Raw genomic sequence first — 13633 nt, 5'->3', positions numbered from 1 at the left:
CTCAGTGCCCAGCTTGCCGCCCCCCAGGCCCCCGCCCCCCCCAACATCCCCCCCGGGGCCGGTAAAAGCATCCCCCGCCGCAAATCCGATCCCTATGGAAACCCCCGCGGCACCCAGCCCAACAGCTGGCCCACCCCCCGCGGCTTCCTCGGCACCGGCATCGACGACACCAACACAAGCCTCACCCACATCGGCGCCCGCGAATACGAGTCCACAACCGGCCGCTTCATCTCCCCCGACCCCATCGTCGACATCACCAACCCGCTCCAGATGAACGGCTACACCTACGCCAACGGAAACCCCATCGGCGGATCCGACCCCTCCGGACTCTTCTGCGACGGATGCAGCGTCAACAACCCGGACAGCGCCTGGGCCCAGCGCCCCCTCCAGCACTACTGCGACGGATGCAACGTCAACAATCCCAACAGCGCCTGGAACCGGGAACGCAGCGGCGCAGGAGGTGGCAGCGGCAGCGGCGGCAGCAACGGAAGCTCAGGCGGCGGGAGCACCGGCGGCAAGAACGGCGGCAACAAGGGAGCCAGCAACGTCAGAATCAGCATTGCAGGCATTGATCTCCCGACCCAAAAAGAACTAACAGCTTTCAACATCGTCGCATACCCCAGAAATCGAAGCTGGGAAGACAACCTCCATACATGGGCATACAGCAAGTGCAGCTCAGCCCCTGAATCAACTCGTGAATTTTGCGACATCGCCGCGAGGACCGGCCTATCGCAGCCCACGACCGGCGATTTCCTGGGATTTCTCGGGATTCGAAACATATGGGAGTGCATCCAAGGAAACGGCTGTAAGCAAGCAGTCAATGACGTGATCATCGCAATCACAACCGCCGGGGTCGGCGTGGTTGCCGGAGACACCATTCGGGGAGTCAGGTCTGCCGGGAAGAATCCCGAATTTGACATCGCCATAACTTGTGGCAGCCGCAACAGTTTCATCGCAGGAACATTGATCCTGATGGCGGACGGCACGACGAAGAAAATCGAAGACGTGGAGGTGGGCGATGAAGTACTCGCCACCGACACCGAAACCGGCGAAACCAGCCCAAAGATCGTAACCGCCGAAATCTTCACGGAGAACGATAAAGATTTCGCCGATCTGAGTATCTCGACCGATGATACTGTCAGCTACGTCACCACCACGACGCACCATCCATTCTGGTCTGACACCGAGAACACCTGGATCTATGCGGGCCAGCTAGAGTCCGGTACGACCCTCCGGACAACCGAGGGCCACAAGGCTCGACTCGTCGACTCACACTTGTACAAGGCCAAGCAGGCCACCTACAACCTCACAGTGGCCGACTCCCACACGTACTATGTGCTGGCGGGGGCCACACCGGTCCTGGTTCACAATGACGATCCGCTGCCCACGCAATTGAAGGGCCGGAATCAGCCGCTGACCAGTAAGCAAGCCACTGATTTGGCAAAGTATCTCGGATACCGTGACGAGGGAACGCGCTTGAAGGGGCAGAAGATATTTACAAACGGAAAGACGTTTATATCTCAGGACATCGGAAATGGTGACGGTTCCCACAACGGGGGAACTTGGAAGATTGCAAAATCCGTGAAGGCTCTAGGGAGTAAGTCGTCGCGGACTGCGACGACCGATGCCCTGCTTAATCCGATTGGATGCTGATTCCATGGCGAATCCGGGGGCGAGGAAGGGAGCGACATGTACTGGAGTGTAGTTTTCCCTGGCATGACTGAGGGTCAGGCGAAATGGCTACTACCAAGAGCCGAGGAGGGGCTTCCTGGGCTTCTAGGGTCGATAGTTGACCCTAACTACTTCATCTCGCTTCATGTTGATAGGCATTCTGCTGAGACCATGAAGGAGGCTCTACTCTTGTTGGAATCAAGCGATTCTAGTACTGAATCTAAGGGGATTGCCCGAGGGTTGCTGGAGGCTGTGGATGACTGGCTCGATGCCGGTGGTAAATACTTGGAGGAGTGATGCTTCCCGTCTGAGTATCTCGACCGGTAATAGTGAGCCTTTTCCAACCTCATGTTGAGGCGTGGTGGAGGACGAGGACTGCCTTCACGATGTCGGTGATCCGGTTGGTGCTGCAGCGGAGCTTCCGCAGGAGGCGCCAACCCTTCAACACGGCTATGGCCTGCTCGCCGACGCAGCGGATCTTGGCGTGACTGCTGTTGTGCCGTCGCTTCCAGCGCGTGAGCCGGCGGCCCCGGAAGGGGACTCGAATGTGCTGATCGGCGCCTTGGTAGGCCTTGTCCGCCCAGCACTTCAGGCCCGCGGCCGCGAGCGCGTCGACGATGCCATGGCTTCGGGCCGCGGTCAGGTCGTGAGTGGCTCCGGGCGGGGCAGGGGAAACCCAGAGCAGTCGGCCGAATGGGTCGGTGAGGACCTGGACGTTCATGCCGTGCCGCTTGTGTTTTCCCGAGTAGTAGGGGGTGTCGGCGGCGATCCGGTCGATCGGCAACAGCGTGCCGTCCAGGATGACGAACGCTTTCGTCCGGGCCGTCTCTATCGCCGTGGCCAGTGTCGGTGCGCGAGCGGCCAGGACTTCGACGGCCTCGTGTATGTACCGGTAGACGGTCGCGATGCCGATTCCGAAGCCGGCGGCAAGCTGGGCGTAGGTGTCACCGCACCGCAGATAGGCCAGGGCGAGCAGGGCCTGACGGCCGACGGGCAGTCGTCTCCACCGCGTACCGATCTCCCGTTGCCGAACTGCGAGCTGCTCGGTCAGGTGCCGCAGGGTACTGCTGGACAGATCGATCGACGACGGGTAGACAAGCACGCGAAGCTCCTGGCGGCACGGGTGATCTTGGTCGAGAACCCGTCTACCAGGAGCTTCGTCGTTCCGTACAGCCCACACCGACCAACACCACAGGCCCGCCGTCAGGTTGGAAAGGGCTCACTGTCCGCCATTGGGCATCCCCCGATTGATCCGACTGATGACGGTGATCATCGGGGCGACAGTGCCACATAGCACTGACACCGGGCCCGCTCGTCGTGTGCCCGCCTCGGGGAGAACTGCTGTAGACCGCTGGAGATTTGCTCGCTCCGGTCAACCATCAGGTCTATTTCGTTAGGAGTCCTTATACTGCAATCACAGTTATGGGGTGTGTCCGCGTTGTCTGTAGTGGCTGTCGCGGGCGCGTGTCTGGCTGAGTCTCCTCCAGTGTGACCAGTGCAGATGGTGGTGGACGGGGCGGAGGAGGTGGCCGATGAGGCGGCGTATCTCCGCTACGGACAGCGGTATCAGGCCACCGCTGTTTCCCCTTTTGAGAGTTCGTGGGAACGGACGGCGGTCAGGGCCGCGAGGGCGGCCATGGCGAGGGTGATGTGCAGGTACCACGCGTGGTAGAGACGGACCTGGCAGGTGGTCCAGGCCGCAGTCGCCCTTCGCGGTCTGGAAGCATTCCTCGACGGCCCAGCGGGCGCCGGCCACCCTGACCAGGTCCTTCAACCGGGTGGGGACGGGGTCGTAGCAGACGTAGTAGGCGAGGTCCGTTGGGTCTTTCAGGCTCCTGCGGGTCAGGACCCAGTGGCCGTGGCCGTTCTCCCACCAGATCCGGACGGGGATCCGCGCCCACTGGTACATGCGCTCGCCGTGGGATCCCTTCCCGGCGGACAGACGCTTCCGCGCCTGCGGCGGCAGACCGTCGACGAGGGCGTCGACACGACGTTCGCCCATGCCGCGGGTGATGACGGTGTCGCTGGTCTTCACACACATCACATGGCTGACGGCGCGCTGTCCCATCCACCAACGCAACGATTTCGACTGTCCGTAGGCCTCGTCCGCGGTGACCCACGCGAACGGCACACCCGCCTCCATCGCACGGTTGAGCATGGCCTTGAAGTGCTCGGTCTTCGTCGCGAAGACCACCTCGTCGGGGATTCCCGCGTCCCGGCACCGCTCGCGGTCGTCTGTCCAGGAGACGGGCACGTACAGTTCCCGGTCGATCAGAGCCCGCCCCTTGGGCGAGGCGTAGGCCAGGGAGGTGCCGACCTGGCAGTTTTCGGTACGTCCGGGGGTGCCGGAATATTGCCGCTGGACGCCGGCCGAGCGCACGCCCTTCTTCAGGAAGCCGGTGTCATCGCCGATCAGAACGCCGTCCTTGTCGCCGATCGTCTCGACGACGTAGTCCCGCACGTCGTCACGGACCTTCTCCGCGTCCCACTCCGCCTCGCCCAGCAGGCGCTGCATCCCGATCGGCAGCCGATCACCGGCCCGCTCCGCCAGCGTCCAGCCGTTCTTGCGCTCCAACGGAGCGATCAACCCCCGCATATACGCAAGCGCCCGTCCCCGCGGCGCCGACCTCGCGAAACGCGAAGAACCGTTGCAGTACTAGGGCGCGGTCACCCTCTTGAGTACCAGAGAGGGCGGCCCGTCCGGGTCGTCCCGGAAGTAGACCGTATCCTGGCTTCTCGTATAGAGCTGGATACCGGCGGTCACGCCGAGTCCACCGTCCTTGACCTTCAGGTAGACGAAGTCGCTGGACTCTTGGCTGTCGAGGAACTCCCAGCTGCCTTGGAAGTCGGCCGGGTCGGATGACCCGTCGGTCGATACGTCGGTGGCGGAGAACGTCCCATCAGATCCGAGCAGGATCTCGCCGCCCGTCTTTTCGTTGCGGTACAGACCGGGCAATTCGTCAGGGTCGACCGAGGCCGTGCACCCTGCGACGAATACCGCGGAAGCCGTCAATGCAGCCACGAGCCACCGCCGGCCTGCCCCTCTCACCATCAAAGTCCCAGCACGCATGTTCAGACCCCTCCCCCAAGTTTGAACGCCCGACCTCGCGACCGCGCAGCCTATTTGAACACGCTCAACAATCGCGTCTCCCGCCGGTAGCACCCTGTGCATGCACGGACTGGACGGCATCTCCGAGCCGTCCCTGACCGACAAGTCCGTGAACTGGGGCAACTAGTACTGCAACGGTTCTTTGGGTGGCTGTTGGGCAGTTATGACGTTGTGGTGGATATGGGGTTGGAGTCGGTGCGGACGGATGCCTGTGTGTGGTCGGCGGGGTTGTCGGAGTTGCATGGGCGGTTCGTCCATCGGTTCTCGCGGATGGAGCCGAGGGAGTCGGCGCTGGCGTATATGCGGGGTCTGATAGCGCCGTTGGAGCGGAAGAACGGCTGGACGTTGGCCGAGGAAGCCGGGCATGCGGGTCCGGACCGGATCCACCCTGCCTCACCGTCCTGAAGGCCCGAGCCTCGGATACCGGGAAAGCAGAACCGGACCCCCCCAACTCATCCCCCTTCCCCCCCCCGAATTGAGGCCCCTGATCCCCCGCCTCACCCACCGCCGACCAGCACCCGTCCAACACGTCCTGCACTGGCCCCACTGGCGCCGCCGACGACAACACCAAGCCCGCGTCAGCCACTACAAACCACGCGGCCACACACCACCAGAAACTGCCCAACCATCAGTACAAAGACCGTTGCAGTACTAGGTCCTCGGTGTCCAGGAGGCTTCGGATGGTTCGGGGCCTTCGAGGGCGTGGCGGAACTTCTCCTTGAGGGTCTTCGGCGGGGCCTGGGTCTCTTCTCGGGTGTGGATCAGACGGGCGATGCTCACGCGGAGGTGGCACTCGCGGCGACGCTGCCTGAGTTGGACCAGCCAGGCGCCGTCCGAGGTGAGGAAGGCCTGACGCGCCGGGACGTCCCCCGGTCTCGCGTGACGGGCCAGGATCCCCGGCAGGTGGTGCAGGGCCGCGTCCTCGGCCACGGCGCGAGCCTGTTCCTCCGTGCCGTTGACGGGGTGGGTGGCCACCAGTGTCCAGCGGTGCAGTTTGAGTTGCACTCCGTCGGCACTGCGCGTCGTCCGGGTGTCCTCCTCGATGAGGACGTACCACTGATCGGTAGTCATGGCCGGAGCCTATGGCTTGTCCCGTAACGGGAGAGTGCTGTCCCCGCGATAGCGCGACAGCGCCGGCGGCTAGGACCAGGAGCTGAGGGCGGGCGAGGGTGCCGGTGATGGCGCCGATGATCGCCTCGGTGTGTCGCGACGTCGGATCTTGGTCCAGGCACGCGCGCCCGGCCGGTAGCGCTGGCTCATCCCCTTGACCACCAAGCCCTCGACGCCTGACACGTCGGTCCAGTCCCCCAACCACTCCCGGGCCTTGGCCACATCGGTGGTCATCGGACACAGCGTCCACGGAGCCGTCAGCCCCCGGGCCGCGAAGAGGACTTCCAGGCGCCTGCGGCGCTCCCGGTACGGCAATGCGAGCAACTCGACGTCATCGGCTTGGAGGATTTCGAAGGGGACGCAGTAGGCCGGCAGGCCCGCCGCGAGGGTGGCGGCGGTGCGGGCGCGGGCGGCGGCCTGGCGCTGCAACGCCTCGAACGACAACCGACCGGCCTCCGGGTCTCACACGAGCAACTCACCGTCGAGGACCAGACCGCCCGGCAACTGCTTCTCGGCCGCCGCCACGAGGTCGGGAAACCGGTCCTGGACGAGCGCCCCCGACGGGTCTGGAGCAGCACCCGGCCGCCCTGCCCGGCCGAGGTGAAGAGGATCGCCCGGTGGTCGTCGAACTTCTACTCAAAGGCGAGCCCGTCCGCCACGACACCGGGCCCGGGGATCGCCTCGGCGGCTTGCGTCAACATCGGGTCAACGGGCGGCTGCAAGGGCACCCGGGGCCTCCCCACGGACGATGTCCACGAGGTAGCCCAGCCTGACCGTCCGAGGCCCCCACGGCCCGACAGAGACCGCCAGAGAGCCGACCACACCCACCGCGGCGAGTATCGGCCTCCCTCGCCGCTCGGGGGATCTCGGCGCCCGGCCGGCGACCAAAGGGAGAAGCAGACTGACCGCCCGGTAGGTTCGTCGAACCCGGCGTCGACCGGGTGCGCCGGGCGGGGCCGGACTCGGGCAGGCTCACTCCTCGAAGAGGTAGTACGCCCGCCTGGGAAGCCGGTCGCCTGGTTGCGGTCGTACGCACCGAGGCTCCGCTCTGCTCCCTCTCGCCGAGCGTGCCTGGCGCGGTCAACACGACACCCCCGGACCATTTCTGGGCGCGAGGGTGTCATGGGGTGGGGAAACTAGTGGTACCAGTTCATGGCCCAGTCCTGGGAGCGGGGCCAGTCTCCGGAGCAGGTCCACAGAGTCATCCAGGTGCCGTTGGCCTGGCTGTCGCCGTAGTTGGTCACGCACTTGTCACCGACCCAACGGGTCGTCCTGTTGCGGGCAAGGCTGTAGTCGCCCACCTCCCACTGCTGCAGGTTGCTGCCCGTGCAGGTCCACAGCGTAAGAACGGTCCCGTTGGCGGTGCTGTTGCCCTTGAGGTGAGGCACTTTCCGCTCGCCACGTGAATGAGCGTGTGATTGTCGCTGGTGAGCTGGAACTTCTGGGCGTAGGAGTTCGTACAGTCCCACAGCGTGAGAACGGTCCCGTTGGCGTTGCTGTTGCCCTGCGGCGTCGCGCACTTGACCGAGCTGGGCGTGTTGTTCTTCCAATCCCCGCCGGCCGCCCATGCGTAGGAAGACGTCAAGTTGATCATCATGAACGAAAGGAACATCGCGACAAGAGCCGCCAGGTATCCGCTCTTCTCTTCATTCTCATGCCCTGCTTGATGTCCGAAATACGCATCGGAGTCTGATGCGACCCGAGATTCTGGGTGATTTCACATGATCATCACAGTCCCCATATCGACCACACTGCGCTAAAGGCGCACACGGGCGCACCGCTCGGCGACGTGCGTTGCCGACCTCTCCACTTCAGCTCATGCCGCACACCCCCAACGAGCAGGGGGGATGCCAACCACCCTGACTCCAGGGTTGATTGAGGACAGCGCGGCCCGACGCAGCCCCGGCGGTCCTCACGGGCCGCCGGGGCTCGCCGTCGGCCCACCCGTGCGCGGGACGGCACGCCCGAAATACGCTGCTCGTCCGTGGGCCGTCCCTACCCTGACCTCATGGACGAACTGACGGACGACGACGTGCGCGAGATCCTGCGACCGCACCGGGACGGCGGCACCATCAGTCGGTTGTACGCGACCGGCGAGATCACCGAACACACGATCACCGCCCTCGGAACACTCTCTGTCGAACTCGACGAGGCAGGACTACACGAGACCGGGGAACGAGTGGGCGACGTGGCCGCCTGCGCGCGCGATGCCGGTGAACAGCTGGACGAGCAAGGTCTGACCCCGCCAGCCCCCGGAGCCCCCGGGCAGTCCCTCACAGGGCACCGGAGCTTTCCGCTGCGCACAGCCCCCGGACCGGCGGGCCGGAGTCGGAGGGCTTCGACACGGCGTCATTCCGTCGCCGGCCCTGACAGCGCCCGTCGACAATCCCGGAAGCCATCTGCCGCACCGTCGCTATCCGCACACACCCCAGCAACCGCAGCGCATCGGCCCGTGCCTTCCCGGCCATGGGAGTGGACTTCTTCCCCTTCGCTGACGTATCAGGGGAAGAGAGAAAGGGTGTCAGCGTGCCGGGAGATCCTCTTACGGACGGTGTGAGCTGCGGTAATGGGCACGACGTGGGGTCGTTCACGAGAACAAGATCTTTCAACCGCAGACCCAGATATGGCACAACCTCGGCCTGTGGGTCATGAACGGCAAAGCCGTCCCCACCGGCGACACGCCATGAACTCGCCCGGTCCCCACACAACCCCCCCTGCCCACCGAGCACCCCACGCCTGAGGAGCTCCAGTCTCGGTGGCGGACCACTGTGCCGGAAGGGGAGCCGGGAGGGGCTCTACCTGCTGCTTCACATGCATTGTTCCCATCGCGTGAATCACAACGAGAATCACCGCAGTATGGGTGACAGTCAACTCCGGCACGATTACGCGCATTTGGGGGACACATGGCTCTGACCGCTCTTGCATTCTTGGCTGTTCCATGGTTGCTGCTTGCCCTCATTCCCATGCGAAGCTCGTCCGCGCGACGCCTTTGGCTCGGCATCGTCCTGAGCGTCTCGATCCTGACCGTCGCGTTCGCGGCCTACTACGGAGTGCAGCACGCAGAGGATTTCGCGTCGGATGTCGAGCGGCCCTCGGGACCCATGACTAGCAGCGCCGCCGAGGCATACAGGAACGACGACACGATCTCTCCTCAGTGGATGCCCGCCGTCCTCGCGGCCATGGCCGTGGGACCCGGGGCCGTCGCCGCTCTGGTTCGGCTTGCACTGTCCAAGCCCGACCGGACGCCCTCGTATCCTCCGCCGCCAAGCTACCCCCCAGCCCCGTGACCGCATCACAAGGAAGCGGCACGCCTGAATCAAGGACGGCGACCTCTCCGTGGGCAGCCTTCATTGGCTCGTCGGTCTCTTCGGCGTACGACGAGCCGCCAGCCAGGCGTGAAGGTGTCGGCCGCGCCGTCGGCAACCAGCGCATGACCGCCGAAGGCCACGCCGACCAGGCCAAGGAAGACTTCAAGGACACCTTCCGTCACTAACCCCCGCGCAGCCTCGGCCGCTGCACCTCGCTGGGCCCCGACCTACTCCCCCAGGTCGGGGCCCAGACACTTTCACCGTCGGCCAGGACACATGCCGACCACAACGGTCTGGGCCGGCGAGGGTCAGGCGGCGGCGAGGCTGATCTGGTCCTTGAAGATCACCCAGCGCTGGCCCTGGTCCTTCACGTCGCACGGCTTGGTCGAGACGTTCGGGGTGCTCCAGGCATTGGCGAAGCAATAAGCCGGCGCGTAGGAGAGGGCGATCTGCTGACCCGCAACATTCCAGTACTGGCCCTGGTCCTTCGGGTTGCACGGCTTCACCGAGACGTCCGCGGCGTTCCAGGTGTTGGCGAGGCAGTAGGCCGGGGCGTTGGTCAGGAAGATCTGGTGGCCCGCAAGGGTCCAGTGCTGGCCCTGGTCCTTCGGGTCACACGGCTTCGTGGAGACGTTCGGGGTGTTCCAGGCATTCGCCAGGCAGTAGAGCCCGGGAGCACGGAGAGCCGGGACGGTGGATACCGCGGCCTGCACCCCGGCGGCCGGCAGGAGGGAAGCGGTCAGCGCCAGCGTCGTGAGAGCGAGCGTCTTGCGAAGGGCGATTGCCATGAGGGCGAAATCCGTTCGTGCTGAAGAAATGGGATTCACGCCCGAACGCGATGGATTGCCATCTCGGTTCCGAACGCAAGGTAATTGGTAGCAGCAAACAAGAGTTGGCCAACGGTTTCTGCGCAGCATCTTCATCCCTTAGAGCCGGTACGTGCGATAACCCGACAGACTCCCGAGAGAGCAGTCAGGGAGTACGCCCAGACACCCTGGACCCGTGGAGGGTGTCTGGCGGAGTTGGTACTCGGAGGCACGGATAGCGAGGTCACGGGCATGCCCCGGGGATACGGTGGCGCCATCACAGCACCCGGCAGGCGTGAATCGCCGCCCGGGCCCGTGGCGGTCTGCTCGTCCAGCCCGGCGAGGTTGCCCTCGACGAGGTGCTCGGCCATCCGTCGCCATCCCCCGGTCACTCGCAGGCGATGCCGTCGCCATCACGGTCGAGATGCGATCCGTACCCGGCATCCCCACGGCGGATCGGCGCGGCTCCGGCCTGGCGGACGGCGGTGCAGTTCCGGTACGAGACACCCCCGCCGGAGCCGGAGCTGCTGGCGCTGCCATCGTCTGATGAGGGTCGAGTGATCGCGGGGGCGTCGGCCCGGCTTGGGGTCTTGCCGTCGTCGGCCGTGGCTGGCCGCGGTACCGGCGGCCGTTCAGCAGGCGGCGCGACAGCGGCAGCCGACGCCGGCGCACTCGATGTGGGGGCGGGCGGCGTGGGAGGAGACGGGAAAGCCACGGGGGCCTTGGACGAAGCCACCGGCGCGGGCGGGGGTACTGCGGTGACCGTGACGGTGACAACCGGCTGAACCTGCGGCTTGGCATCGCCTTGCACAGGCTTTTGTCCCGAGCTGACGGCGGCGAGAAGCACCACGAACCAGACCGCGGCCAAGACGACCGTCACCGCCCTGCCGGCCTTGTCCCAGCGCGCCATGAACGCGAGCGCCGCCCCGAAGGGCGGCACGAACAGCGTCGCGAGGACCACGGCGGGAACAGCCAGCAGCGGATGCCACCGACGCACCGGGACCGGCTAGGCCGTGTCTTCAAAGGGTTCTGATGGGGGATCATGTGTTGCATGGTGCGTCGTCATGAGCTGTCGGATCTGGAGTGGGACGCGTTGTCCGCGTTGTTGCCGCGGTCGGCTTCGGGGCGGCCGCGGCTGGACGACCGGCGGGTGCTGAATGGGATCGTGTGGAAGCTGCGGACGGGGTCGGCGTGGCGTGATGTGCCGGAGCGGTACGGGTCCTGGCGGACTCTGTACACGCGTTTTCGCAGGTGGGCGCTGGACGGGACGTTCACGCGGATGCTGGCAGCGGTCCAGGCGGAAAAGGACGCGGCCGGTGACATCGACTGGCTGGTGTCGGTCGACTCCACGGTCGCGCGGGCCCATCAGCATGCAGCGGGCGCCCGGAAAAAGGGGCGGAGCAGGGGGACGAAGTATGTGATCACGCCCTCGGACGATCCCGAGGCGGACTGACCACGAAAATCCACCTGGCCTGCGATGGTCGCGGCCGGCCTCTCGGCTTCGTCCTCACCGGCGGCAACGCCGCCGACTGCACCCACTTCGAGGAGGTCATGGACACCATCAGGGTCCGCCGGGCCGGGCCCGGAAGGCCCCGAACCCGTCCGGACCACGTCCTGGGCGACAAGGGCTACAGCTCCCGCAAGATACGCACCTACCTGCGCAAACGCGGGATCGGCCACACCATTCCCGAGCGCCGCGACCAGCGGGCCAACCGGTCCCGACGAGGCCGTGACGGAGGCAGACCGCGTTTCTTCAAAAAGGAGCTCTAAAAGAAGCGCAACGTCGTCGAACGCTGCTTCAACCGCCTCAAGCAGTACCGCGCGATCGCCACTCGCTACGACAAAACCCGCGAGTCCTACCAGGCAGCCGTCACCATCGCGTCCCTGTTCCTCTGGCTCAAACCCCTTTGAAGACACTGCCTAAGGCAAGGTCACTTCAGGGGGCGGGTACACGCGCATCTCCAGAACCGAACAAGTTGATGAGAGCGGTGCCACCCCGCACTGACTCCGCGACCGGGTAAGCCCTCGGCGTCGTACGGCAGGCGGCCCGCTGCGGGGATCAGTACGCCGGCAGCCAGGGGGCGCGACGCGGGGCGTTTTGGTGCGGCTGCCAGCGGCCGGCATGGAGGCACCCTGGCCGACTCAAGGCCCGAATATCACCGCGGGGCGAGTGCCCGGGTGTTGGTCGGCGCTAGAGGTCAGTGGCAGGTGGTGTAGCCGCGGCCGTTGGCCTTCCAGGCACACGTGTCCTTCTTGGCCCTGCCCGGCGCAGTCAGGGTGAGGGCACCGGAGGAGTTGTTGAACCAGAAGGTGTCCTTCTGCCGGAACACGGTGGCAGCAGTGCTACTGCCCTGTCCGCTCTTCAAGCGAACCGTCTTCCACGCCGCGAGGGTGAACGCCGGGAACGTGTACAAGGCTCCGGCGGCGGTCTTGACGGTGTAGCCGCGCAGGTGCAGGGCCTGTCCTGTGTTGTTGTGGAGGTCGACGTACTCGGCGTTCAGCTTGCTGTTCGTCCGGGGCAGATCCGCACCCGGGCCGTCAAACAGCAGCGCACCGAAATGCAGACCGCCCTGATGCACAGCGGCACCCGCGGTGGCGGCCTGCGAAACGATGAGCACCGCGGTGCACACCACGGTGCCGGTGAACAAGGCCCTCTTCTTCACGTGCGTTCCCTCCCAAATGCGGCAACGCATCACCACGCCACCGACAGATCCGACAGCAGCCGGCGAACCCGCGAGCGGGGAGGCCGGGCTGTCCACGGTTGGATCAACGCCAACACGGTCGAAACGGCACGGGCAGGCGCCCCTGGCCCCGGCGGCTTCCCGCTACAGCTTGGGGGCGCCACCGGACCCAGCTGCGCAAGGAATCGGGGGCTCCCTCGATGTTCGACCAGGTGTCTCCGGGCAGGTAGGTGTGCCCGGCGCGCAGCTCGGTGCCCCCGAGCCAGTGCGAGAGGCCCCGCATCCTCTCCACGCCGGGCGAGCCGTAGTGGAGGTAGGCGCCCACCGCGACCTCGGTCCCGGCGTTGCTGCCGGGCCCCCCGAGGCCCTCACCTGTGGGCGAGGCGAGGGCGCACCCGGTGACAAGCATGCCGACCAGGACCGTACGGGTGCAGGCGCTCGCCAACCGACGGCCCCGAGGGAACATGACGCCTCCATGGAAATATCGAACGGTGTGCGTGGTCGATGGGTGCGCTTTGCACCGATGCTAGGCATCTCGCCCGTTCCCGGCCTGTTCGGTGCCCCGATGCTCGGCTGAACGAACGACGCGGCCGTCGAGAGCTCGACCGGTTGGCCGCCTGTTACGAATGCGCCTCGAACTCGACGAGGAGACGCGTGGGGAGGTGCGGTAAGGCAGCGTGGTCGGGGACCAGTTGAAGGCCCACCCGTCGCCCAGGGGGACACATGCGGACCCGCGCATTCGCACTCGTACTGACCGTTGTCGGCGCCGCCCTGTCAGCCGGCTGCTCCGGTGGACCCGAAGCCGCCGCGCCGAGCCCGAGCCCGAGTCTCAGCGTGAGTGCGATCCCCTGGGCTTGATCCGCTTTGACGGACATCGGAGATCAGGGGCTTGGGCCCCGGAAGGATGATGTTCATCATGGAGAGCATGGGGAAGAAGAAGGCGCGTCC

Annotated in this window: 11 protein-coding genes and 5 pseudogenes; 5 read left to right on the top strand and 11 right to left on the bottom strand. The window is 65.7% G+C overall.

Features of this window, described 5'->3' with window-relative positions; translation table 11 throughout:
* Together ADK55_RS35835 and ADK55_RS38305 are read left to right on the top strand one after the other, a co-directional pair.
* Nucleotides 1-1653: polymorphic toxin-type HINT domain-containing protein (locus ADK55_RS35835; protein WP_234349878.1), on the top strand; the 1653-nt coding region annotated here is incomplete at its 5' end.
* Nucleotides 1654-1689: 36 nt separating this feature from the next.
* Entirely contained in the window at nt 1690-1968 is a 279-nt protein-coding gene (locus tag ADK55_RS38305) for a hypothetical protein (RefSeq protein WP_159041267.1), read from the top strand.
* Nucleotides 1969-2017: 49 nt separating this feature from the next.
* On the opposite strand, the gene ADK55_RS03330 is transcribed toward ADK55_RS38305, so the two are convergent.
* From ADK55_RS03330 to ADK55_RS03320, 3 genes and pseudogenes are all read right to left on the bottom strand, one after another.
* Entirely contained in the window at nt 2018-2773 is a 756-nt protein-coding gene (locus ADK55_RS03330) for an IS5/IS1182 family transposase (protein WP_053675847.1), read from the bottom strand.
* A gap of 464 nt (nt 2774-3237) precedes the next feature.
* Nucleotides 3238-4315, bottom strand: a pseudogene (locus tag ADK55_RS03325) (IS701 family transposase); the annotation flags it as partial.
* Nucleotides 4316-4327: 12 nt separating this feature from the next.
* Nucleotides 4328-4693, bottom strand: coding sequence for a hypothetical protein (locus tag ADK55_RS03320; protein ID WP_234349877.1), 366 nt, complete (start codon nt 4691-4693; stop codon nt 4328-4330).
* Nucleotides 4694-4960: 267 nt separating this feature from the next.
* On the opposite strand from ADK55_RS03320, the pseudogene ADK55_RS03315 reads away from it, so the two are divergent.
* Nucleotides 4961-5167: pseudogene (locus tag ADK55_RS03315) on the top strand (IS701 family transposase); the annotation flags it as partial.
* 264 nt (nt 5168-5431) lie between these two features.
* Here ADK55_RS03315 and ADK55_RS39485 read toward each other — a convergent pair.
* From ADK55_RS39485 to ADK55_RS40850, 4 genes and pseudogenes are all read right to left on the bottom strand, one after another.
* Nucleotides 5432-5851: a hypothetical protein gene (locus tag ADK55_RS39485; protein WP_053675843.1), complete on the bottom strand. Its 420-nt coding sequence runs from the start codon at nt 5849-5851 to the stop codon at nt 5432-5434.
* A gap of 69 nt (nt 5852-5920) precedes the next feature.
* The gene (locus ADK55_RS39480) at nt 5921-6334 is read right to left on the bottom strand and encodes a hypothetical protein (protein ID WP_053675841.1); all 414 of its coding nucleotides are present in this window, start codon (nt 6332-6334) and stop codon (nt 5921-5923) included.
* A 692-nt stretch (nt 6335-7026) separates the two neighbouring features.
* The gene (locus ADK55_RS39475; RefSeq protein WP_053675839.1) at nt 7027-7278 is read right to left on the bottom strand and encodes an RICIN domain-containing protein; all 252 of its coding nucleotides are present in this window, start codon (nt 7276-7278) and stop codon (nt 7027-7029) included.
* A 26-nt stretch (nt 7279-7304) separates the two neighbouring features.
* Nucleotides 7305-7484 (bottom strand): annotated as a pseudogene (locus ADK55_RS40850) (hypothetical protein); the annotation flags it as partial.
* A 1800-nt stretch (nt 7485-9284) separates the two neighbouring features.
* On the opposite strand from ADK55_RS40850, the pseudogene ADK55_RS37380 reads away from it, so the two are divergent.
* Nucleotides 9285-9383 (top strand): annotated as a pseudogene (locus tag ADK55_RS37380) (CsbD family protein); the annotation flags it as partial.
* A gap of 123 nt (nt 9384-9506) precedes the next feature.
* Here the strand turns inward: ADK55_RS37380 and ADK55_RS03290 are convergent.
* Nucleotides 9507-9986: a ricin-type beta-trefoil lectin domain protein gene (locus ADK55_RS03290; protein ID WP_053675835.1), complete on the bottom strand. Its 480-nt coding sequence runs from the start codon at nt 9984-9986 to the stop codon at nt 9507-9509.
* Nucleotides 9987-10392: 406 nt separating this feature from the next.
* Nucleotides 10393-10965 carry an excalibur calcium-binding domain-containing protein gene (locus ADK55_RS39470; RefSeq protein WP_234349876.1) on the bottom strand — a complete coding sequence of 191 codons (573 nt, stop codon included), beginning with the start codon at nt 10963-10965 and terminating at the stop codon, nt 10393-10395.
* A 90-nt stretch (nt 10966-11055) separates the two neighbouring features.
* On the opposite strand from ADK55_RS39470, the pseudogene ADK55_RS37375 reads away from it, so the two are divergent.
* A pseudogene (locus ADK55_RS37375) lies at nt 11056-11915 on the top strand (IS5 family transposase).
* 287 nt (nt 11916-12202) lie between these two features.
* Here ADK55_RS37375 and ADK55_RS03275 read toward each other — a convergent pair.
* Both ADK55_RS03275 and ADK55_RS03270 read right to left on the bottom strand, forming a co-directional pair.
* Nucleotides 12203-12652, bottom strand: coding sequence for a lamin tail domain-containing protein (locus ADK55_RS03275; protein WP_159041265.1), 450 nt, complete (start codon nt 12650-12652; stop codon nt 12203-12205).
* A 118-nt stretch (nt 12653-12770) separates the two neighbouring features.
* Entirely contained in the window at nt 12771-13151 is a 381-nt protein-coding gene (locus ADK55_RS03270) for a hypothetical protein (RefSeq protein ID WP_053675829.1), read from the bottom strand.
* Nucleotides 13152-13633: the final 482 nt, after the last annotated feature.

This window comes from Streptomyces sp. WM4235, from assembly GCF_001279725.1.
Taxonomy (GTDB): Bacteria; Actinomycetota; Actinomycetes; order Streptomycetales; family Streptomycetaceae; genus Streptomyces.
Note: the sequence above shows the minus strand (reverse complement) of the source record. Positions and strands in the feature narration are given on the sequence as shown.

What these genes read in the sequence shown, in the direction of transcription:
- ADK55_RS38305 (WP_159041267.1), top strand. Translation starts at nt 1,690, where the DNA reads ATGTACTGGAGTGTAGTTTTCCCTGGCATGACTGAGGGTCAGGCGAAA.
- ADK55_RS39485 (WP_053675843.1), bottom strand. Translation starts at nt 5,851, where the DNA reads ATGACTACCGATCAGTGGTACGTCCTCATCGAGGAGGACACCCGGACG.
- ADK55_RS03290 (WP_053675835.1), bottom strand. Translation starts at nt 9,986, where the DNA reads ATGGCAATCGCCCTTCGCAAGACGCTCGCTCTCACGACGCTGGCGCTG.
- ADK55_RS03270 (WP_053675829.1), bottom strand. Translation starts at nt 13,151, where the DNA reads ATGTTCCCTCGGGGCCGTCGGTTGGCGAGCGCCTGCACCCGTACGGTC.